Raw genomic sequence first — 22982 nt, 5'->3', positions numbered from 1 at the left:
CGATCGAGAAGAGATCATGCGTCCGAGGACATCTCGTCACGTTTCGTACTGCCGTCTGTGTGCATCGTCCTGTGGTGTTCTCCTCGATGTCGAGGACGGCCGGATCAACCGGATACTCGGCGACACCCAACACCCGATCTCTGGTGGCTACACCTGTCCGAAGGGGCGGCGCGGTGGCGATCTCGCGCATGGACCGGGCCGGCTGGTCTCATCGATGCGCCGACTCGACGAAGGAACCCATGTTCCGGTCGCAGCGGCACAGGCGATCCGCGACATCGCGGTGCGGCTCGGTGCTGTGGTCGAGCGACACGGCCCGGATTCGGTGGCGATGTTCACCGGGACGCAACACAACTTCGCCGCGCTCACCCCGCTGATGGCCCGAGCGTGGTTTAGGGGCACCGGATCCCACAAGCTGTTCTCCACGATGACAATCGATCAATCTGCCAAATGGGTTGTTGCCGAGCGTATGGGGTCTTACCTGGGCGGGAGGCAGCGATTCGAGGACGCGGATGTCTGGCTGCTCGCGGGAACCAACCCGGTCGTCTCGGGTAACGGCGGCGATGGGGACGGGGCGGTCGTCCAGAATCCCTCGTGGACTCTGCGATCGGCACGCAGGCGCGGACTCCGGCTGATCGTCGTGGATCCGCGCCGCACCGAGACCGCCGCCTTGGCCGACATCCACCTGGCCCCGCGACCGGGCACCGACGCCGTTCTGTTCGCCGGATTCCTCCACGTGATTCTCGCGGAGAACCTGCACGACGACGAGTTCTGCTCAAGGTACGTCGAGGATCTGCCCAAGCTGGTCGCCGCGGTCGCCGAGGTGACTCCGACAGTTGTCCAACAAGTCTGCGCCGTACCGGCCGATCAGGTCGTTCACGCCGCCCGGATCTTCGCGGGTCGGTCGCGTGGGATGGCAACCAGCGGGACCGGTGTGTGTATGGGGCCGCACTCGAACCTGGCCGAGCATCTGTTAGCGGCACTGAACGTCGTCTGCGGCAGATACTTGCGCGAAGGCGAGCGGGCCGACGACCGCGCGGTCCTCACCCGGCCCCGGCCGCCGCGGGCGGAGGTGGCACCGGCCGAGCGTGCGTACCGCCGTGGCTTCCGCAGCCGAATCGGGGGACTGCGAGCGATACGCGGCGAGCTGCCATCGGGCATCCTCGCCGACGAGATCCTCGAACCCGGCCCCGATCGTGTTCGCGCGCTGATCGTCTCCGGTGGCAACCCGGCAGTGGCGTTGCCCGACAGAGAGAAGACGCTGCGCGCACTGCGGTCGCTCGACTTGCTGGTCTGCATTGATCCCTGGATGTCTGACACCGCGCGGCTCGCCGACTACGTGATCGCTCCGACGACGATGTACGAGCGTGCAGACCACACCATGATCATGGAACCGTTCTTTCCCAGCCCATTTGCTCAGTTCACACCCGCCGTCCTGACGCCGCCGTCCGATGTGATCGACGACTGGCGGTTCTTTTTCGACCTGGCGGCCGCCTCGGGGCAGCCGGTAAAGTTCGCGGGACGGATCCTCGACCCCGAGAAACCTCCGACATCGGAGGACCTGCTCTGTATGGCAGCCGAACGGGGACGAGTTCCGTTCTCAGAGCTGGTGGCCGCGTCTCACGGACACCTGGTCGGCCGTAGCGATGTCGTGGTCGGTCCGCCCGAAGCGGGCAAGGTCGGACACCGGCTGACACTGATGCCCGACGACGTCGCAGCAGAATTACAGTCGGCCCTGACGACATCGACTGTCTCACAGAGTTATCCGTTGCGCATGGCCGTACGACGAATACGCGAGGCGGTGAACTCGACCGGTACCAGGGTCCCCGGGCTGGTCCCCGGCGGGATCAATCCAGTGGCCGTTCATCCGGATGATCTCACCGCCCTGGGTCTTCGCGACGGCCAGGAAGTCGAGGTCCGGTCGTCGTCGGGAAGTGTGCGAACCCGCACGCGAGTGGACCGAACCCTGAATCGGGGAACTGTCACCATCACCCACTGCTTCGGCGATCTCGTCGACAACGACGGCGAGTTCGGAGCGAACGTCAACGCCCTCACCGGACACAGCCAGGGCGTGCAGACCATCAACGCGATGCCCACTCTGACCGCCATACCGGTCGCGATTGTGTCGGCCGAGCAACGCGAGCAAAGGACGCCGTGACCACCTCCACCGAAAGCCAGACCACCCAGAACACTGTCGGACAACGAATATGTCCACTCTGCGAATCAACCTGCGGGCTGTTGGTGGAGCTCGAGGGACGGACGGTCGTCGGTGTCGCGCCGAATCCTGCAGACCTGCTGAGCGCAGGGCACAGCTGCGCAAAGGGCTTGGGTCTGGGCCGGATCGAGGGCGACCCGGACCGGATCCGGACGCCGCTGCTGCGTACCGCCACCGGCGGATTCCGGGAAGCGACCTGGGACGAGGCGTTTGCCGAAATAGGCAGGCGCCTGCCGGAATTCGTCGCTGACGCGGGCAGCTGCGCGATCTACCACGGGAATCCAGCCGCACACCACCTCGACGCCACCTTCTACCTGGGTGAACTGATCAGCGCGGTCGGCACCAGGAACGTCTATTCGCCGGCCAGCGTCGACACCTGGCCGAAGAATTTGGCGCACATGCTGCTCTACGGCAGCGGCCTGGGTCTGAGCTTGCCGGACATCGACCGAACCGACTACTTCCTGGTCCTGGGGTCGAACCCGATGGTGTCGAACGGCAGTACTGTGACGGCGCCCGGTATGGATCGGAGACTACGTGCGCTTCGGGAGCGGGGTGGCACACTGGTGGTGGTGGACCCCGTCCGCACCCGTACCGCCGAGGTCGCCGACCTTCATGTTCCGATCCGACCGGGCACCGATGCCTTGTTCCTGCTGGGCGTGCTCTGCGTCATCGCGAGCGAGGGTCTGATCCGTCCCGATCGGATGCCCGAGACGGTGGACGGTCTCGACAACTTTCTCGCCCTCACTCGCGACTACGAACCAGATGTGGTCGCGGCGGCCTGCGGCATCGATGCGGAACTGATCCGCACGGTTGCTCGCGGGTTCGCCGGTTCACCAACGGCGGTGGCACACAGCCGGATCGGTACCTGCATGCAGGAGTTCGGAACTCTCGCCAACTGGCTCGTCGAGGTACTCACGATCGTCACCGGGAACCTGGACCGACCTGGAGGCGCGATGTTCTCGCTACCGCCGGCGGGTGGTCAGAACACGTGGCCGGTGTCGAGACCGCCGAAGTTCATGTTCGACCGGTGGCGTTCACGGGTGCGTGATCTGCCGGAAGCGATGGGGGAGTTGCCCGGCGTGTGTTTCGCCGAGGAGATCCTGACGCCGGGACCCGGCCGGACGCGTGCTCTGATCACTCTCGCGGGCAACCCGGCGCGCTCGCTCCCCAACAGTGCCGCGATCGAGCGGGCGCTCGGTGCCCTCGATTTCATGGTGTCCATCGACTGCTACGTGAACGAGACGACGCGCCATGCCGACGTGATCCTGCCACCGCCGCCGTTGGTGACCCGTGGCCACCATGATGTGACCCTGGCGCATTTCCAGATCCGGAACGTCGCGCGATACACCCCGCCGATGCTGGACCTCGCCGACAACGAACACGCCGAGTGGCAGATCCTGTTACGTCTGGCGGCGATAGCAAGGGGATACCCCGGCCGGGATGTCGAAGAAATCGACGACGAGGTGGCCATGATCGCCACCCGCCGTGCGGCGAAGCTCGCCGGCTGCGAACCGGATACGGCGGCAGCTGCAGTCGGGTCACGTCGTGGGCCGCTTCGACTGCTGGACCTGAGACTGCGCAGCGGCCCCTACGGCGATCGGTTCGGTCTCGAGCCCGGCGGGCTGACTCTCGAACTCCTGGAACGCAACCCGGACGGCATCGACTACGGTCCGCTGATCCCTCGGCTGCCGGAGGTTCTCCGTACGCCGGACGGCCGGATCAACCTGGTGCCCTCGATGATCACCGCCGACCTGCCGCGGCTGCGAGCATCGGTGGACCGCCAGATCAACAGCCTCCTGCTGATCAACAGGCGGCAGCGTCGGGGCATGAACTCGTGGCTGCACAATGCTCTCCCGCAGCCCGACGGAAGACAGTGCGCACTGATGATGGGCCCCCACGACGCCTCGGTGCGCGGCCTCGTAGACGGGGACTGGGTGGCCGTCACGTCCTCCACGAACACAGTGTTCGCCGAACTGCGGGTCGACGCCGCGATGCGGACCGACGTGGTGAGCATGCCGCACGGATGGGGACACAGCGGACCGGGCCTGCGGACGAGCCGGTCCGCCGCCGTTCCCGGAAGCAACTACAACGCGTTGGTGGACGACACCGCCGGACTCGAGGCACTGACCTCGTCACCCATCTTCAACGGAGTCCCGGTCACCGTGACCCGACTGAGCGAGGAGCATCCCTGATGGCCTACGTCGTCACCCAGAACTGCTGTAACGACGCCACGTGCGTCGCGGTGTGCCCGGTCGACTGCATTCACCCCACTCCCGCGGAACGCGACTACGTGCGCACCGAGATGCTCTACATCGACCCCGCCACCTGCATCGACTGTGGAGCCTGCGCCGACGTGTGCCCGGTGGACGCGATCGTGCCCGGGGATTCGACCGCACCCGACGCCGACCGGTACCGCGAGATGAACGCCGACTACTTCGATCGGAACCCACGGCCGACGGGCTCGGTCGCGCACGTGCAGCCGCTGCCACTGACGCTCGCGACCTCCGGTGTCGAGGATACGAAAGCCTTGCGGGTTGCCATTGTGGGATCAGGACCATCTGCCTTTTACGCGGCCGAGGAATTGCTGGCCCGCCGCGACATCGTTGCGGAGGTAACGATGTTCGAGCGACTTCCGGTGGCAGGCGGGCTGGTTCGGTTCGGCGTGGCGCCGGATCACTGGCGTACCAAGACTGTGGACAAGGTCTTCAACCGCACCGCGAGACGAACCGGGTTCACCTTTCATTTGGGTGTCGACGTCGGAAGGGACGTGAGTCACGAGGAGCTCTTGGCTCATCACCACGCGGTGATCCACGCATCCGGAGCATCGAGCGACCGACGTCTGGGTATCACCGGCGAAGATCTACCGGGCAGCGACTCGGCGCGTGAGTTCGTCGCCTGGTACAACGGCCATCCCGACCAGGCTGACGCAGCCTTCGACCTGTCGACGAAGCGCGTGGTTGTCGTCGGCAACGGCAACGTGGCGCTCGACGTTGCGCGAATCCTGGTCTCCGACGGTGAAACACTGAGGCGGACGGACATCGCCGACCACGCGCTCGCAATGCTGGCAGACAGCCAGGTCGAAGAGGTGGTGGTCCTCGGCCGCCGAGGACCCGAATTCGCCGCCTGCACAACGCCTGAACTCCTGGCACTGGGCTCGCTGCCCGGGATCGACGTGATCGTGGACGGTCCGCTGACGGTAGGACCGGATGCTCCGATCAAACTGCAGATCCTCGCCGAGTACTCGCGACGGCCGACGACGCCGGGCAACCGGCGAATCGTCTTTCGCTTCGGCCTCAGCCCAGAAGCGATCATAGGGTCGCAGCGCGTCGAGGCTGTGCAGGTGAGGGACACCGTCAGCGCGATCACGAGCCGGATCGACTGCGCATTGGTCCTGCGGGCGGTCGGATACCACGGTCGCCCGATCGACGGCCTACCCTTCGACTCCGCAACCGGCACGGTTCTCAACGTCAAAGGGCGGGTGGTGGAACCGCTTACGGGTAACACCGTCACGGGGCACTACACCGCGGGCTGGATCAAACGCGGGGCAACCGGGGTGATCGGCACCAATAGATACTGCGCAGCCGAAACAGTGGCCGCCCTGCTCGATGATCACCGCCGGGGACTCCTCGCCCGCCCGCGTGCAACGCAAGACGATCTGAACAAACTTGTGCAGCAACGTTGTCCGGACGCACTCACCGGTGCGGACTGGCGACACATCGACCGCTACGAGCGGGAGCGGGGTCGCGAGGCCGGTCGACCACGAGTCAAGATCGTCGATGAGCGGGCGGCGGCAGCGGTCGCTGCCTCGGCGGCCCGATGAGTGCGCACGACCCGCCGAAGCAGGTGCATACATTCTGCCGGATCTGTGAACCGGGATGCGGTCTGCTCGCCGATGTCTCAGCGGGAGCGGTGGTGCGCCTGCAACCGGATGTCGAACATCCCGTGCACAAGGGATTCGCCTGCCACAAAGGAATCCACTACCTGCAGGTCCACGATGATCCGGACCGGGTCGACAGACCCCTCAAGCGGACCAATCCGCGCAGTGCGGCCCGTGGTGTTTTCGAGCCCATCGGCTGGGATGACGCGGTGGGGGAGATCGCGGAGAAGCTGCTGCAGCTGCGTCGTGATCACGGACGGAACTCCGTCGCTGTCTATCAGGGCAACCCGTCGGCCTTTAACGGCGCCTACTACGCGAATTCGGCCTCGATCGCCCGCGGTTTCGACACCCGGATGCGCTTCAGTGCGGGGACACAGGACACCTCGGCCAAATACGCGGCCAGCGAGGCGATCTACGGGGCGTCGATGGCGCATCCGATACCTGACCTGCTCCACACCGACTACTTTCTATGCCTCGGAAGCAATCCTCAGGTGTCGCACATGACGCTGATCCATATCTCGGACCCGATGGCCAAGATACGAAGCGTCACAAAGCGTGGCGGGACAGTCTTGTTCGTCAATCCGCGGCAGATCGAGTCCGCAGGCCCCGGGACCGGAGAAGTCTTGCTGATCAAGCCCGACACCGATTTCTATTTCCTTGCCGGGCTACTGCACGAGATCGTCTTCCGTATCGGATTCGACCGCGAAGAGGTGGAGCGTCACGCGCACGGGGTCGATGAGCTGCTCGACTTTGTTGCGCAATACCCGGTCGAGCGAGTCGCCGCGGTCACCGGAATCGACGCCTCGCGGATCGGGCAGGTCGCTGACGAGTTCTGCGCAGCACCGAGCGCGAGTGTGTACATGGCCACCGGGGTCAACCAGGGACGGCAAGGTGCGCTGGCCTATTGGATGCTGAACATGCTCAGCCTGCTGTCCGGTAACCTCGGGCGTCGCGGTGGCAACATCTACTCGCGCGGGGTCGCCGACGTGGTCCAGAACTCGAAACGCAGACGCACGGACCCGTTCTTCACCGGCCCGCTGGGCACCATGCGCACCGTGGGCGGCGACCTGCCCGCAGCTTTGCTCCCGGACTTCATCGAGAACCCCGACGACCCCATCCGTGCCTTGATCGTGGTGTCGGGAAACCCGTTGCTCTCGGTCAGTGGGGGAGCGCGACTGCGCGAGGCCTTCGAGAAGCTCGAACTGATCGTCACCATCGACCTGTATCGCACCGTGACCGGCGAGATGGCGGATTATGTGCTGCCTGCCACCGATTGGCTCGAACGCGAAGACATCAACTTCCTGAACACCATGGGTGTGGCGATGGAACCGTACGTGCAGTACACGCCCGCGGTGGTACCAGCAAAGAACGAGCGCCGCGATGACTGGTGGATCCTCTGTCGCATCCTGCAGGAGATGGGTGTCGTCACCCTCCTCGATGAGCTGGAACCTGATCCATTCGCGATCGTCGACGTCGTGATGCGTGATTCCGGCCTGACCGTCGATCTGTTGAAGACGATGCCGTGCCAGACCGCGGTGTTACCCGAAGCCGTTCCGTCCCAAGTGTTCAGCATCGCCGTGCAACACGAGGACGGCCTGATCGACTGCTTCCCTGCTGTGTTCGAAACTGCCCGGCGAACTGCGGCCGACATCTACGCCGAGCTACTGGCCGAACCCGCCGGCCAGCTCAAGCTGATCACGCGCCGCACCAACTTCATGGTCAACAGCTGGCTGCACAACCTGTCGGTACTCAAGCAGGGCGCCCATCAGAACAATCCGTTGTGGATGAACCAAGCTGACGCGCAACGGCTCTCACTCGTCGACGGCGACACGGTCCGTGTCCGCAATCAGTACGGTGAGGTCACCGCGATGTTGGTGTGCGACGACACCCTCAAGGTCGGTGTGGTGGCGATGACCCATGGCTGGGGTCAGAGCACCGCTCGAAGCCTCGGCATCGCCCACAGGCACCCGGGCGTGAACGCCAACCAACTCGCACCGACCGGTACGGGCGCCTTCGACCCGCTGAGCAACCAATCACACCTGACCGGAATCAACGTCGAGGTGTCACGAGACACGCGGACAGCAGCAGGAGGAAACCTATGAGTGGCACTGTGATCGATGCCTTGTCGTACTGGGCGCGGGCCGTCCCCGAACAGGTCGCCATCGACTTTGCCGGCGACGAGTTGACCTACCGGGAACTGAGCAGCTGGGTGGAGGGGGTGGCGCATGACCTCACGGCGAGGGGAGTTCGGGCCGGGGACCGCGTCGGTCTTCTGGCAGCGAATTCGCTCGAGTGGTGTGTGGCCGCGCTGGGGGCGATGAAGGTGGGCGCGATCGTGGCGCCGTTCAATCACCGGTTCCTCGCACGTGAACTCACTGCTCTCGTGGACAGCTGTGACCCGGTCGTCATCTACTGCGAGGCGGCATTGCGCAGCCGGCTCGACGAAGTTCGCACCGTTCGGGACACATTCGCCATCTCCGAACTCGAGCAAGATGTGCGGCCCCTGCGAAGCGCGAACGGTGCCGTATCCCCCACGCCGATGGTCGAATTGTCGGATCCCACAGCGATCGTGTTCACGAGCGGAACAACCGGTGACCCCAAAGGCGTCATATTCACCCACGCCACCATCGCCGGGATGATGCATCAGTGGGCGATGCAGGAACCGATTGAGCAGAACGGCCTGCGTCCGCTGATGGCGATCCCGCTCTTCACCGCCGGAGGCATCATCTGGGGTATTGCTCGCACCGTGCTTCACGGCGGAACCCTGCTCCTGCAGCCCGGATTCGATCCTGTGGCTGCACTACGTGTGTTGGTGGACAGCCGCGCGACGACCTTCACCGGACCACCGATCCTGTGGGAGCAGATTTCCCGGGTGCCCGGCTTCGGTGAGGCGGATCTGAGTCACCTGACCACCGCACACGTCGGGGGTGCCCGCGTGTCACCGGCATTGGTCGGCACCTGGCTGGCCAGAGGCGTGCAGTTGCGGCAGTTGTACGGGCAGACGGAGATCGGGGGATCGGCGACGGTGATGCCCCGTGACGAGGCTGCCGCACATCCTGACAAATGTGGGTGGGGTGGGATCTTCACAAAAATCCGGGTCGTGAATGCGGACGGCGAGGACTGCGCCCCCGATGAGCCCGGTGAGATCTTGCTACGCGGTCCGGGCATGATGCCGGGCTACTGGCGCAACGACGAAGCAACGCGAGCCGCGTTGGTCGATGGTTGGCTACGCACCGGTGACCTCGGAAAGCTGGACGAGAGAGGCTATCTCACGTTCGTCGATCGACTCAAGGACATGATCATCTCCGGCGGGCTGAACATCTCCCCGGCGGAGATCGAACACGTGATCAGCCTGCTGCCGGGTGTCGAAGAAGTTGCGGTGATCAGCGTGGACGACGACAAGTTCGGCGAGACACCGGCCGTGATCATCAGAAGGGTCGACGGTCTGACCGAGGCAGATGTTGTCAAGCATTGCAACAAGAATCTCGCCGACTACAAGGTACCGAGGTACGTGGTGTTCACCGACGGCCCCTTGCCGCGGATGGCCAGTGGGAAGATCTCCAAACCGAGCCTTCGGCAGACATACTCGGATGTGCCACAGACGTATTCGAAAGTCCGCTGACTGTGGTGGAAAAGGGAGTGGCGGTCGTCACCGGCGGGAGTCGTGGCATCGGGGCAGCGATATCCCGCCGGCTCGCGGCCGATGGGTTCGCGGTGGCGGTGAACTACTCCTCGAGCGCGCCACAGGCTCATGAGGTGGTCGAGTCGATCGTCGACCGTGGGGGCCGGGCCACTGCGATCAAAGCTGACGTGTCCGATGCGGCCGCGGCCGCAGAACTGATCTCAGAGGCGACAAGAACCCTCGGCCCACCCGTCGTCCTGGTGAATAACGCGGGTATCAATGTCACGCGCTTGGCACGGTCTATGTCCCCGGCGGACTGGGACCGGGTGATCGCCGTCAATCTCAGCGGAGCCTTCTACTGCACTCATGCGGCACTGCCTGCGATGTACGACAGAGGCTGGGGGAGAATGGTCTTCGTCAGCAGCCCCGCCGCAGAGCGCAGGCCGTCGCCAGGTACGGGAGCGTACGCCATTGGCCCGAGATCCCCGCCGAATCCGTGGCTTCCATGGTGTCTTTCTTGGTTAGCGAGAATGGAAGCCACGTATCGGGCGAGGAGATCGGCGTCTGGCTCGGCGGCCCTACCGGTGTATGACTTCTGCCTCGTCCTCCGTCGACGAGGCAGGTTCTCCTAGGTACGCTGCGCGTACCGCGTCGTCGCTTCGGATCGCGTCGGGCGTGCCCGCGGCGATGGTCTGACCGAAGTCGAGGACATGAATACGGTCGGCAGTACGTAGCACCATCGGCACATCGTGTTCGATGAGTAGTACTCCGATACCCCAGTCGTCTGCCAGGCGTCGGATGAGATGTCCGACCTCGCGGCTCTCTTCTTCGTCGAGGCCGGCTGCCGGTTCGTCGAGCAGAAGGATTGACGGCCTCGTGGCCACGGCGCGGGCGATCGCGACCAGCCGCCGCCGCCCGTAGGAGAGTTCCTCGGCTCGCACGTCCAGCACGTCGGTGAGGCCGAGTTCGGAGATGGCTGCCAGCACCGTGTCGGTCGGCCGCGATGGCCCCGGGTAGAAGAGGTTGGTCACGTACGCCAACAGATCCCGAGAATCCGACGCCGCGAGCAGGTTTTCGCGAACGGTCAGGTCGTCGAACAGTTCGAGCGACTGGAACGACCGCGACAGGCCGGCGCGGGCGCGTCGGTGGGGCGACCACGACGTCATGTCCTGCTGGTCCCATCGAACCGATCCCGCGGTGATCCGGTTGTAACCGGTGACTGCATCGATCAACGTTGTCTTGCCGGCACCGTTGGGGCCGAGCAATCCGACGACCTCGCCGGGACCGACGATCATCGACACATCGGAGAGGGCTGTGAAGCCCCCGAAACGCTGTGTGACGCCATCGATCTCGAGCGTATGTGGCGTGACCTGCGCTTTGACTCCGGTCGACGGGGCGGGATGAGGTTCTGCCGCAGACGTGTGACGCCCGGCTGGCACTCGCCGCCAGAGTTCGGTCAAGAGCGTCTGCGCCCGATCGACGATACCGTTCTGACTGCCGATCAACGTGACAAGCAACAGGAATCCGGTGATCAGCGGTAGGTACTTGACGAAACCGGAGTCAGCGCTGGTGGTGGCGTCACCGAAGAAGAGGACCCCGATTCCGCCGGTGGCCAACAGTGCGCCGACCATTGGCCCGAGAACGTAGCCTGCACCTCCGATCACGGTGAGTACCAGGACGTTGATCGACATGTCGGAGGGGAACAGTTGTTGGTAGAGGATCGTGGAGTAACTGAACCCGTACAGGGCGCCTCCGAGACCGGCAATGCCTGCGGAGATGGTGAAGGCGTACAACTTCGATTGGAAGACGTTGACACCCACCGCTGCTGCCGCCCGCTCGTTCGTCCGGACGGCGAGTAGTCGCCTCCCGACACGGCTGCGGCGCAGGTTGGCCACGATCAGGGCCACTGCCACCAGCGCGACAAGGCAGATGGTGCTGTAGTTGGCCGGATTGGTGACCGGGTCGACGTTCAGACCGAGGAAGGTAGGGGAGTCGATCTTGGTCTGGGCATCGCCGCCCGTGTAATCGCTGTTGGCGAACACGAGTTGGTAGATGACGAAGCCCAGCCCGAAGGTGATCACCGCTAGATTGACACCGCGTGTGCGCAGGGCCGGTAGCCCGATGACAAAGCCCACGACCATGGCGACCGCGACGCCGGCCACGAGAGCCGGTTCCATCGGCCAGCCTTGTGCGGCGGCCAGACGGCCTGCGGCGTAGGCGCCAACGCCGCCCAGTGCGAACTGGGCCAGCGAGAGTTGTCCGGCGTATCCGGTGATGACCACCACGGACAGTCCCACGATGGCGAATGTGATGGAGACAATGATCGCCGGCTGCCAGTCGTCTGGAACGGCAAAACGTACGACCACCACCGCGATCACAGCTGCGATCAAGACCGACACCGGGCGGATCCGGCCGGTGCCGACTCGGGGGAGCCGGTCCGTGATCATGCCGCGCACGGGCAGACCACGACCGCGCACCACCAGAACCACGATGATCACGATGAAGGGCACCGCATCTGCGACACCGGTCTGGTCGATGTACCTGGTGGCCAGCGCTTGTCCCATCCCGATCAGCAGACCGCCCACCACGGCAAGCGCGTAGGACCTGAACTCGGCGAGCAGTGCGGTGGCGAGCGCACCGATGATGAGGGCGCTCATCTGGGTGACCGAGATGAATCCTGACGACGTCGCCGGGAAGAACGCACCAGCGACGGCGGCGAGGGCCCCGGCGAGGCCCCACGTCAGCGAGGCGAGAATGTCGGGAGACCAGCCGAGGGCCGCAGCAGCCCTGGGGTTCTCGGCCGAGGCGGATAGTGCCCGGCCGACCTTTGTGCGGTTGCTGATCGCAGCGAGGGCGATTGCGCAGACCACCGTGATGAGGAGAAGGTAGAGGTTCTGTTTACCGATGAGCAGGTCGTCGGTGACGCTGATCGAGTCGGTGGACACCGGAACGTCGACGGTGCGTTGTTCAGCCCCGTACTTCAGCAACACCGCCTGTGTCACGAGCGTGAGCACACCCAGGGTGGCGATCACCCTGGCGAGTGGGCTCGCCGTGCGCAAGGGACGCATGACCAAGAAGTGCACCAGGATCGCCGTCACTGCCACGACAATCATGGCCACCGCGAGCGCGACATAAAACGGCAGTTCGGCCTCGGTGCGCAGTTCGAACACCGCGTACGCACCCAACAGTGCGAATGCGCCGTGAGCGAAGTTGATCACGCCGGACCCGCGGTAGATGAGAACCAAACCCATCGCCAACAGGGCGTAGACGGAGCCGGTGCCCAGTCCGAGAAAGCCGAAAGTGAGTATCTCCATCATGATTCCCCGGTCAAGTAGTGTTGTGCGATTTCATCTGCTGAGCTACGAAGGTCAGCCGCGGGGCCGTCGAGTACCACTCGGCCGCGGCGCAGAACGTACGCGTGATCGGCGATTTCGAGGGCGTGCCGGACATGCTGCTCGACCAAGACCACCGCGACGCCACTGTCGGCCGCCTGTCGTAGGACCTTGAGCAGTCGCTGCACTATCAGCGGCGCAAGTCCTAGCGAGAGTTCGTCGGCCAGCAGCACTTTCGGTTTCCCGGCGAGTACGCGGCCCAGGGCGAGCATCTGTTGCTGCCCGCCGGACATGAGACCGGTCTTCTTTCCGAGGTGCTCCTGTAGCTCAGGAAAGTACTCCAGAGCTGCGGCCACGGAGCCTCGCCCCAGCGAAAGATTCTCTCGCCCCGTCAGGTTCATGAAGACACAGCGTTCTTCGGTGAGATAGCCGAGCCCGTGCCGGGCGCGATGATCCAGACTGCGACGCTTCGGGTCGCCCAGTACCTGTACGGATCCGCCCATCGGGGCGAGTTCACCGGCGATCGTCAGCAGTGTGGTGGTCTTGCCGGCGCCATTGGCACCGAGCAGCGAGACGATCTGGCCGGGTTCGACCTGGATGTCGAGTTCGTGGACGGCCGGGGTCCCGCCGTACCCAGCTGTCAGGTTGTCGAGAATCACCGCGGGTGCGGCGGTGGCGGTTGTGCTCATTGGCTTGCTTTCTGTGCTGGAGAACAGGTGCGGCCCCACCAGTGTTCGAAGGCGGGGCCGCACCGCGGGGACTGCTACTGACCGAAGAAGGGACCCAGGTCTTCGAAGCCGCCGTCTTGGACGACCTCCCCGCCGTCGGCCGTTATGTAGACGACGTTTCGGTTGAAGACCCGGTTCAGTCCCGGAACAGCAAACTCGGTGGTGAAGTCAACCGGAGCCATGAGCCCGCCCGCGTCGATGTCCTTGGCGCCATTCATCGCTGCGGTGACCGTTGCCGCTGTGATCTCGGGCTGGGCCGCCATCACTTCGGCGAACACCTTGTAAGAGGCCCACGTGTCCTGGTTGTAAGGACCGGTCCAATCCACATCGTCGGTGGATGCCTTGGCTTCGTCCCAGACCGGGTTACTGGCGACGACGAAGTTGCTCGCCGACCCCGCACCTTCGAATGCTTTGCCCGCCTGGGAAAGCACTGTGTCGTTCAATCCTCCCGAGAGGATGTAGTAGCGGGTGTCGACCCCGACACTCTCACCCGCTTTTGCGACCGCGACAGTCTGATCGTTGGGCAGTCCGATGATGGCGCAATCGGATTCGCCGGCCGATTTGGCGACACTGCCGAAGTCAGTTGTCGTCGTGGGGACCTTGATGTTCGTCGCAGGTTTGCTACCGGCGGCGGTGAGTCCGAGGTTGATCAGGTCGACAGCTTTGCCGGTCGTCGGGGTGTCGTACAGCACGGTCGCGACGGAAGCACAACCGTCCTTGGCTGCCTTGGCGGCAATGCCGGCGAACGTGGGGGCGCCGGACAGCAGAGGGAAGGAGTTCTTGTCCGCCAGTTCATTCGGCGAGAAGCCGGGGGCACCGATCCAGGGGATACCGGCCTCATCGAGAATCGGGTTGATGGTGGCCCCGTTGGTCGTGAAACCGCCCAGAACCGCGGCCACGTTCTCCGAAACGGCCTGGCGTGCGCACTCGGCGGCCTTGTTCGTGTCGTTGCCGTCGTTGCAGTTGATGACCTTGACTTCGTGTCCGTTCAGGCCGCCGGCGTTGTTTATCGACGCCGCAGCAGCTTTGGCCGCGTCGTGGATCTCGGGCTGATTGATGGCGGCGGTGTCGACAGGGGCGATGGTCATCACTGTGACCGGGTCGCCGGTGAAGGTTTGATTGGACGATGTGGGGTCGTCGCTCGAGCTGTCGTCGCCGCAGGCGGCCAGTGCCAGCACCAAGCTGGCGCTGGCCGCGATGACGAGGGTTCCGGATCTGATACGCATGTTCTTCGCTCCTGATCTTCGGACGATGTGTCCGGAGTGGTGTACGTCACCATGTGACGAGAGCGAAGCCTACAGGCATTAGTTTTAATTTGGATAGTCTTTGATCAATAATTCTCTGACAGGCCAGTTTTTGACTCATGTCAGTAGGTGTATGGCACTGAGTGCCTCAATTGAGAGTCGCTGTTCTGCCTTCGCTGATTTCGACGCTCGTCCCAGCCGGTTCGGATGAGAGGAGGTGCCGGACCTGGTCTGCGTCGTGAATCGCAGCGAGGGTCCGCGCGCCCGTAGGTGTTCGCACCGCCAGCAGACCAGTTTTCGCCGCGCCGTCCCGGTCGTAGGCGACGGTCCACGATTCGATTGTGGCGTTGCCGACCCATGTGTGGTCGGCGACCACCGTCGGATGCCGGTTGACGTCCGATTGCACGTCCTCCCAACGGAATCCATCGGTGGGCGGCGTGCTGCTGTATACGCCAAAGGCGTGTTTGGTCAGGTATCCGCCATTGGCGGTCACCAAGCCGCTGCTTCCAGGATTCTCCCTCAGACGTTCGGCCATCGTCGCGATCGAGTGCGAGACGTAGTTGTTCCAGGGCCCGCCGGCAAAGCTGAGCCCGCCGGTCACTGTCAACGGGCGGTCGGGTGCGTCGATCGGTAGGCCCAATTCCGCGGCTGCGATCTGCACAGCCGACGGGAAGCAGGAGTAGACGTCGACGAAGTCGACGTCATCGATTCCGACGCCGGCCAACTCCAGGACTCGTCGACCCCCGATTCTGATGGCAGGAGACCTGTCCAGTCGATGGCGTTCGCTGATCGCATAGGTGTCGTGAGCATCGGTGCCCGCGACGGGAAAGATCCAGTTGTCCTGCGACACACCGAGTGATCGGGCTGTGGCGACCGATGTGAGAATCAGCGCAGCCGCCTGTTCGACGGAGTTGTTCGAGTTCATCAGCTTGGTGTACGGGTCGCAGATGAGTCGATTGTCGGGGGACGGCGTCGCGATCGCCTCTGCGGTGAAGGGCGTGCGAACCCAGGCGTGATGGTTGTCGACAGCCACCGCGTTGAAGGTCGACCAGAGCTCGGCTATGGCATGGGAGTGCTGGGCCGAGGTGCGGCCCGACGCGAGTCTGATCGCCTGTTCGAACAAGGGATAGACGTGCGCGGGCCGATCAAGCCCGCTTTGATCTTCGGCGGGGCCGTTCATCGGCACCGAACCCACAGTGTTCTGCGCCTTGGGGAGCTCGTCAGGTTGCCGTGTCCAGTCCGGTCGCTGTCCCTGTCGTTTCAGGCGCATCCTGGTTCGCCAGGTCTCGGCACCGCCGATCAGAACCACGTTCGACTTTCCGGCTGTGATGTCCATGCATGCTCGATTGAGCAGGGTCTGGGGTCCGTTGCCTCCGTCGCCGATGTACTCGGTGGTTGTGGGTTCAGCCCCCAGTCGTTGGCCGAGTAACAGGCCAGGGTCGCGGTAGCGCCACGACAGCATTCGGACGAGCCGGATCGAGTCCACCGCCTGTAGCACCGACTCCGAGGTGCCGGCGCGTGCCGCTGCAGCGATCAGGTCGACCGGTTCGAGTAAGGGTGAGGCGTCATCGCGCTGATTCACCTGTCCGTAGCCGATCAGCACCGGCGTGGTCGGGTCAATGGCCATCGTCAACCTCCGAGGTTGTGTTGCGGGTCGAGCAGCACCGTCGCTCGGCTGCTGTAAAACTAATGGCATGAGTTTACTTCTCGGCTTGTGAGCATTGTGCGCTCGGCCACCAATGCAGCGTGAGTATCTCCCGATCGCCCTCTCGAGCCGTGTGGCGCTGTGACTCTGTTACAAATAACGAGTTTAGTCTCAATGTTCTTAGACTCGGTGGCATGCGACGCGCGAAAGGCGTCAACATCTGCGTCGATACGCCCTTGGCCTGGTCGTTTGTGCGTCCGCAGCAGATGACAAATCGCGATTGACGTCTCAAACCTATGGGAGTAAGGTTTCGCGATGTCAGCCAAAAGTGATCTAGGCCACTACGGCGGGCAGCACCCGGCGCCGACCACATGCCCCTTCGGCGCCGCGCATATCGAAGATGAGGCCCGCGTCGTCGTGGGCCCGTCCCAACGACAGAGGAATGTCAACATGAAGCTCGAAAACAAGGTTGTACTCATCACCGGAGCGGGGTCGGGCCTCGGCCGTCAGGCTTCGCAACTCTTTGCGGGTGAAGGCGCGAAGATCGCCGTTGTAGACATCGACTCCGAACGGGCCGAACACACCGCCAAGCTGGTGGAGCAGCAGGGTGGCGAGGCCATTGCGATCACTGCAGACGTGGCGCAGAAGAGTCAGATCGTCGCAGCTGTCGACAAGACGGTGGAGCACTTCGGAAAACTGGACGTGGCCTGGGCCAATGCCGGCATCGTCTCGCGTGGCGGAGTTCCCTCGGTCGCCGGAGGCGAGCAGGTTGAGTTCCAGGACCTGACCGAAGACGACTGGCATGCAGTGTGCGGCGTGAACCTCAGCGGTGTCATCTACACGGCACAGGCCGCCGTGCCCGCATTGCGTGCCAACGGCGGCGGAACCATTCTGGCCACATCGTCAGCCGCGTCTTTGCTTGCCTACCACAGCATCTCGATGTACTCGGCGACCAAAGCCGGAGTCAACGCGCTGGTGCGTGGCCTCAGTCTTGACCTCGGTAAGTACGGCATCCGGGTCAACGCGATCGCGCCCACGCACGGGATGTCGCCGAACTTCTTGATGAAAGCGGGCGAACCGGTCGTCGGCCAGTCCTACGAAGAGGTCTCCGGCCCCTGGGATCCCGTGGTATCGCCGATTTCCCTTCGACTCAATCGCCCGCCGTCATTGCTCGACAATGCCAGAGCGGCTCTGTTCCTGATCTCCGACGACTCCGCCTACATGTCGGGTGTGGTCTTGCCCGCAACCGATGGTGGGACCCTGGCCCGCGTCGGAATGTGGTTCGACGAAGATCTTCGTCCGGAGCCGGTGGAGAATTAGGACGCCGATGTCAGCCGACGAATCGGCGTTCACACTCGAGGTCGATCGAAAGGCCTGTGCCGGTCACGGGATGTGTTATGGCACAAGGCCAGAACTCGTCGATTGCGACGACGAAGGTTATCCGGTGATCCTGGACCCGAACATCGGTCCCGGCACCATCGATTCCGCCCGCGATGCCGTCGCGGTCTGCCCCGAGCGGGCACTTGATCTCGTGCCTCGACGCACGTCTCACGCCTGAACAAACAACCGAGGAACCCATGACAACAGTTGAACAAGCTCCGGCCGACCTGGTCGTCGACTTCGACATCTACGATCAGTCCATTGCTCAGCCTGTCGACACCGTGCAGGCCCAGGTTGCCGAGCTGGCAAGTAAAGGGCCGGTAGTCTATTCGACCGCACACGGCGGACACTGGATCGTGACCCAGTACCGGGAGATCCAGGAGGTACTCCGCGACCCGGAGACGTTCTCGAGCTACCCCAACAACCTCGTCACCGATGAGTCGTTCGGCAAGTTCATCCCGGTTGAGATCGACCCACCTGACCACACCGGATACCGCCAGGCGATGCAGCCACTGTTCAGTCCCGGCCGGATGAAAGAGCTCGAAGAGAGCATCCGCGTCGTGGTCAATGAACTCATCGACAAGTTCGAGTCCAGGGGTGAAGCCGAGTTCATCGGCGAGTTCGCCCACGAACTGCCGACGCGGGTCTTTCTCGCCCTCATGAACTGGCCGCTCGACGATGCCGAGGTCTTCACCGAAGCCACCAACGTCATGTTGATGGGGAAGCCGGGTGGAACCGAAGAGGAGTCGAACCAGGCACGGGCACTCGCGGGCATGGAGATGCTGGGCTACTTCCAGAAGATGGTGACAGAGCGCCGGGTCAACCCCAGTGACGACATCACGTCCACGCTTGTCCACACCGAGGTGAACCTCGAGGACGGTCCGCGGTTGCTCACGGACGACGAGCTGACCCGCATGTTCTTCCTGCTTCTCATCGGTGGCCTGCACACCGTCCAGGGTTCGCTGGCGTGGAGCATCATCCATCTCGTCAACAATCCCGAGCAGCGCCAGGACATCATCGCTGACTCGTCGTTGATCCCCTCGGCGGTCGAAGAGATCCTCCGGATAGAGGCCGCGGTCATCCCGGGCCGGCGTGCGACAAAAGACACGACGCTCGGTGGCGTGAACATTGCTGAGGGCGACCAGGTGATCCTGATGCTCTGCGGTGCCAACCGCGACGCAGAGGAGTTCGACAGTCCCGCTGAGCTCGACATCCAGCGTCACCCCAACCGACATCTGTCATTCGGGGGTGGGCCGCATCGGTGCATCGGGTCGCATCTGGCTCGGATCGAACTCAAACTCGCACTCGAGGAACTGCATCGCAGGATTCCCGACTATCGGCTTGTCGACGGTGATCCACCGATCCTGCATGCGAGCCAGGTTCGCGGGTGTATCCGTCTGCCGATCACGTTCACACCGGGTTCCTGACCGGACCGCCCGGAGACTTGTCCGCTTAAACTAAAGGCTGTAGATTTAAATCGTCAGCCCAGCCGGCGCGTGCTGCTGCACTCGCTGCACCCTGCGATCGGGAGGATCACATGACCACTTCACTACCGCGCCAGGACCGCATACGTCGGGCCCTGGAGCTGTTGCGCAACGAGACGACCGACAAATTCGACGACATCGTCGACTTTGCGCCCGAAGAGTTCACCGATCCCCAGCTTGCCAAGCAGGAGCGCGACCAGGTTTTCGGGCGGGTTCCGTCCATCGTCGCCCATTCGTCGGAATTGGTGAAGGCCGGCGACTTCATGACGCTGCAGATGCCGCGCAACAACATCCTGGTGGTCCGGCAGAAGGACGGCAGCGTACGCACTTTCGTCAATCTGTGTCGCCACCGGGGTGCGCTGCTCGAGGAGCAGGAGAAGGGGCGTTGCAGAATCTTCTCGTGCGCCTACCACCGGTGGTCGTACGACCCCGACGGTTCACTCCGGGCGATCACACGGGATTCGACGTTTGGTGAAGTCGATCGCTCCGAGCACGGGCTGGTCGAGCTGCCCACCGAGGAGCGTCACGGCTTCGTGTGGATCGTGGACAACGCCGACGCCCAGATCAACGTGGCGTCCTGGCTCGGTCCGGAGATGGACGAAATCTTGGCGGGCTACGAACTCGCGGAGCTCGTCTCGTTCCGATCGGCAGGTTTCGACGAACCCGTCAACTGGAAGATCATGCAGGACGCGTTCCTGGACGGTTACCACATCCAGTACGCCCACCCCAACACCGCCGGAAAGATCATCCACACGAACGTGATGGCTTTCGAAGACTTCGGCAGGCACTGCCGATTCATAGCACCTCGCAAGACGATCGACCGCTGGCTCGAAGAGGACCCCGGCGACGAGTTGCTCGACAAGTACGTCACGGAAACGCATTTTCTGCTGCCCAACAGCACGCTACTTCGGCAGCCGGATCACTTCCAGCTGTTGACATTCCGACCTCACCCGACAGATCCGGGTCGGTCGGTGATGGAGCAGAGGCTGATGGTGCCCAAGGTCGAGGTGAGTGGATTCACCGAAGAACACTGGAACAAGCGATGGAACAAGAACTGGGACATCCTGCTGGCGGTACTGCACCAAGAGGATTTTCCACTGTTGCGTCAGTCCCAGATCGGAATGGGCAGCGCCAATGCCGGCAAGATGATGCTGGGCCGAAACGAGGTGGCCAATCAGGTCTTCCGGCGCGAGGTCAAGAAGCTGATCGCCGACGGTACTGCAGCCAGGTGATGGACGCTCCGAAATCCGAAGGTGCGCGGAGATGATCACATATCAGTGGCATACCGAGCTCGGCGACTCCGAACTGACGGAAGTGCGGAACCTCCTCGAGTCCGCCGTTGCTTATGATTCGGAGGCCGAGTTCTCAGGGATCGACTTCGCCGATGTGGAAAATGACATCAAGCAACCGGATGCCAACAAGAAGCTGCTGTTGATTCGCATGCTCGCGCGCCAAACGCGTGCGGGTGAGGACGAAGATCCCGAATGCCTCGCCGGCGTGCTGCGTATGGTCATCGATCGCCACGGCGTGGGTGACGTCCAACTCGTGGTGGCACCCGAGCTCCGGTCCCTGGGGGTGGTCACGCTCTTCGTGGAGCGGGCTGGTCTCGACGTCGGAGCGGAAGGTGGCTGGCTGGGAAGTGGTGCCCGGTCGCTGCGAGCCTGGGCCCAGGGCAATCACCCTGCCGCCGGCCGACTCTCGGACCGGCACTTCATTCCGCGAACCAAACGGATGTGGAAGTTGATTCGGCTGGTCGATGAACCATTCGACGACAATCTGCCTCTCTCACGGGTGAGTCCAGCGGGGACGAGCCCGGAACAAGTCAGGGCTCTGGCAACGTTCGTCGAACGCGCGGAGGGGGCAGCGATGCCATGCCCGGGCCTGTTGAGCGATCTGGACCACGACAACAAGACCGTTCTGGTCGCCGTGGACGGCGGCGGGTCGGTCGTCGGCGCAGTCACATTAAACAAAAAGCCCGTCATCTCGATGGAATTCGGTAGATGTGCTGTGGTGGAGTATGTTTCGCGTGATCCGGCGAACGACGAACCAGCCCTGACCAGGGCCCTGCTGACATCAGCGTTCATCGAGGCCGCGAATGCCGGACTCGAAGGCGTCATCGCGTATGTCGACTCGGACAACGCCGAGCTGGTCAACGCGTGTCGGCTGACCCGGTTCCAGCACGATCGTACCGACGTCCGATTCGGCCTCTGAGCTCGAACACAGCCGTGCCCTGCCTTGACCACACACAACTCATTTCAGCTGTATCGCAAGGAGAATCATGCAGTCCGACCTGTTCGAAGCCGATCACGAAGCGTACCGCGACACGGTGCGTGGGTTCGTCGAGCGCGAGGTGGTACCCAATCTTGCACGGTGGGACGAACAACGACTGATCGATCGCGACACATGGCGTGCGGCGGGCAAGTTAGGGCTTCTGGGATTGTCGATTCCCGAACAATTCGGCGGAGCCGATGAGCAGGACTATCGGTTCCGGGTTGTCGTGATCGAGGAGCTCGCGCGTGTGGGCGCGGCTTCGCTCCAGTCGGGGTTCTCGACCAATGACGACATCGTGCTCAACTATCTGTTGCGCCTGGCCGACGACGAGCAGCGAGCACGTTGGTTGCCAGGCTTCGCTTCTGGGGAATCCATCGGTGCGATCGCCATGAGCGAGCCCGGTACCGGCAGCGACCTGCGTGGAATCACCACCTCCGCGGTCAAGCACGGGGGCGATTGGGTTCTCAACGGCTCGAAAACCTTCATCACCAGCGGAATTCTTGCAGATCTGGTCATCGTTGTGGCCCGCACGGATCCCAGCGCAGGGTCGCGGGGCTTCACCTTGCTGGTGGTCGAGGACGGGATGGCCGGATTTCACCGCGGCCGGCAGCTCGACAAAGTGGGGCTGGCTGCTCAGGACACAGCGGAGCTGGTTTTCGAGGACGTCCGGGTGCCCGAGTGCAACGTGCTCGGCGACATCGGCGGTGGGTTCGGGCACCTGATGGACAGCCTCCCCCTCGAGCGCTTGGGAATCGGGCTGGCGGCCCAGATGTCGGCCGAGGCGGTCTTACGGTGGACGGTTGACTACGTCACCGAGAGGACCGCCTTCGGCAAGAAGATCTCGGAGTTCCAGAACACTGGGTTCGTGCTCGCGGACCTCTCGACCCGTATCGATCTGTCGCGAGCATTTCTCGATCGCGCCGTGCGGCAGCACAATCGAGGTGAGCTGAGTGTTGTCGACGCGGCAAAAGCAAAGCTCGCTGCCACCGAGCTGCAGTGGGATGTGGTAGACGCCGGCGTCCAATTACACGGTGGATACGGCTACATGAAGGAGTATCCCGTCGCCAGGGCATTTGTTGATGCCCGGATCCAGCGCATCTACGGCGGCACAAACGAGATCATGAAGGAGATCATCCAACGTGATCTGTTTGCCGCGCCCGCCGCTTCTTGACCTGGCAGAACTTCAG

The 22982-nt window shown here is 63.5% G+C and carries 16 protein-coding genes; 12 read left to right on the top strand and 4 right to left on the bottom strand.

From position 1 onward, the window contains the following. Positions 1-16 precede the first annotated feature (16 nt). From W823_RS49560 to W823_RS57435, 6 genes are read left to right on the top strand one after another with little or no spacing between them, the layout of a single operon-like run. A complete protein-coding gene (locus tag W823_RS49560) occupies positions 17-2155 on the top strand; it encodes a molybdopterin-dependent oxidoreductase (protein WP_023960830.1) in 2139 nt (712 codons plus the stop codon). After that, positions 2152-4404, top strand: coding sequence for a molybdopterin-dependent oxidoreductase (locus tag W823_RS49555; RefSeq protein WP_023960828.1), 2253 nt, complete (start codon positions 2152-2154; stop codon positions 4402-4404). Before W823_RS49560 ends, W823_RS49555 begins: the two co-directional genes overlap by 4 nt. Next, positions 4404-6032 carry an FAD-dependent oxidoreductase gene (locus W823_RS49550; protein ID WP_023960826.1) on the top strand — a complete coding sequence of 543 codons (1629 nt, stop codon included), beginning with the start codon at positions 4404-4406 and terminating at the stop codon, positions 6030-6032. Before W823_RS49555 ends, W823_RS49550 begins: the two co-directional genes overlap by 1 nt. Continuing rightward, positions 6029-8191 (top strand): molybdopterin-dependent oxidoreductase, encoded by a 2163-nt coding sequence (locus W823_RS49545; RefSeq protein WP_023960824.1) that lies wholly within the window; start codon positions 6029-6031, stop codon positions 8189-8191. Before W823_RS49550 ends, W823_RS49545 begins: the two co-directional genes overlap by 4 nt. Beyond that, positions 8188-9711, top strand: coding sequence for a class I adenylate-forming enzyme family protein (locus tag W823_RS49540; protein ID WP_023960822.1), 1524 nt, complete (start codon positions 8188-8190; stop codon positions 9709-9711). Before W823_RS49545 ends, W823_RS49540 begins: the two co-directional genes overlap by 4 nt. 2 nt (positions 9712-9713) lie before the next feature. Beyond that, positions 9714-10343 carry an SDR family NAD(P)-dependent oxidoreductase gene (locus W823_RS57435; RefSeq protein WP_369792644.1) on the top strand — a complete coding sequence of 210 codons (630 nt, stop codon included), beginning with the start codon at positions 9714-9716 and terminating at the stop codon, positions 10341-10343. On the opposite strand, the gene W823_RS49535 is transcribed toward W823_RS57435, so the two are convergent. From W823_RS49535 to W823_RS49520, 4 genes are all read right to left on the bottom strand, one after another. Next, positions 10290-13028, bottom strand: a complete 2739-nt coding sequence (locus W823_RS49535; protein ID WP_031332904.1) for a branched-chain amino acid ABC transporter permease/ATP-binding protein — start codon at positions 13026-13028, stop codon at positions 10290-10292. The two genes, W823_RS57435 and W823_RS49535, sit on opposite strands and share 54 nt — an antisense overlap. Next, positions 13025-13732 carry an ABC transporter ATP-binding protein gene (locus W823_RS49530; protein WP_023960818.1) on the bottom strand — a complete coding sequence of 236 codons (708 nt, stop codon included), beginning with the start codon at positions 13730-13732 and terminating at the stop codon, positions 13025-13027. Before W823_RS49530 ends, W823_RS49535 begins: the two co-directional genes overlap by 4 nt. A 74-nt stretch (positions 13733-13806) precedes the next feature. After that, the gene (locus W823_RS49525; RefSeq protein ID WP_023960816.1) at positions 13807-14997 is read right to left on the bottom strand and encodes an ABC transporter substrate-binding protein; all 1191 of its coding nucleotides are present in this window, start codon (positions 14995-14997) and stop codon (positions 13807-13809) included. 166 nt (positions 14998-15163) lie between these two features. Continuing rightward, positions 15164-16642, bottom strand: coding sequence for an acetyl-CoA acetyltransferase (locus W823_RS49520; RefSeq protein ID WP_023960814.1), 1479 nt, complete (start codon positions 16640-16642; stop codon positions 15164-15166). A 468-nt stretch (positions 16643-17110) separates the two neighbouring features. Here W823_RS49520 and W823_RS49515 point away from each other — a divergent pair, with 468 nt between their 5' ends. From W823_RS49515 to W823_RS49490, 6 genes are all read left to right on the top strand, one after another. Next, complete coding sequence (locus W823_RS49515; protein ID WP_023960811.1) at positions 17111-17980, top strand: SDR family NAD(P)-dependent oxidoreductase; 870 nt, start codon at positions 17111-17113, stop codon at positions 17978-17980. Between the two features lie 7 nt (positions 17981-17987). Beyond that, a complete protein-coding gene (locus W823_RS49510) occupies positions 17988-18218 on the top strand; it encodes a ferredoxin (RefSeq protein WP_023960809.1) in 231 nt (76 codons plus the stop codon). Between the two features lie 19 nt (positions 18219-18237). Next, positions 18238-19467, top strand: a complete 1230-nt coding sequence (locus W823_RS49505; RefSeq protein WP_023960807.1) for a cytochrome P450 — start codon at positions 18238-18240, stop codon at positions 19465-19467. Between the two features lie 110 nt (positions 19468-19577). Continuing rightward, positions 19578-20756, top strand: coding sequence for an aromatic ring-hydroxylating dioxygenase subunit alpha (locus W823_RS49500; RefSeq protein WP_023960805.1), 1179 nt, complete (start codon positions 19578-19580; stop codon positions 20754-20756). A gap of 31 nt (positions 20757-20787) precedes the next feature. Continuing rightward, positions 20788-21735 (top strand): acetyltransferase, encoded by a 948-nt coding sequence (locus tag W823_RS49495; RefSeq protein ID WP_023960803.1) that lies wholly within the window; start codon positions 20788-20790, stop codon positions 21733-21735. Between the two features lie 67 nt (positions 21736-21802). Beyond that, the gene (locus W823_RS49490) at positions 21803-22966 is read left to right on the top strand and encodes an acyl-CoA dehydrogenase family protein (RefSeq protein ID WP_023960801.1); all 1164 of its coding nucleotides are present in this window, start codon (positions 21803-21805) and stop codon (positions 22964-22966) included. The last annotated feature ends 16 nt before the right edge of the window (positions 22967-22982 follow it).

Source organism: Williamsia sp. D3 (assembly GCF_000506245.1).
GTDB classification, from domain to species: Bacteria; Actinomycetota; Actinomycetes; order Mycobacteriales; family Mycobacteriaceae; genus Williamsia; species Williamsia muralis.
The sequence above is the reverse complement of the archived record's forward strand: the minus strand, read 5'-3'. Positions and strand labels throughout refer to the sequence as shown.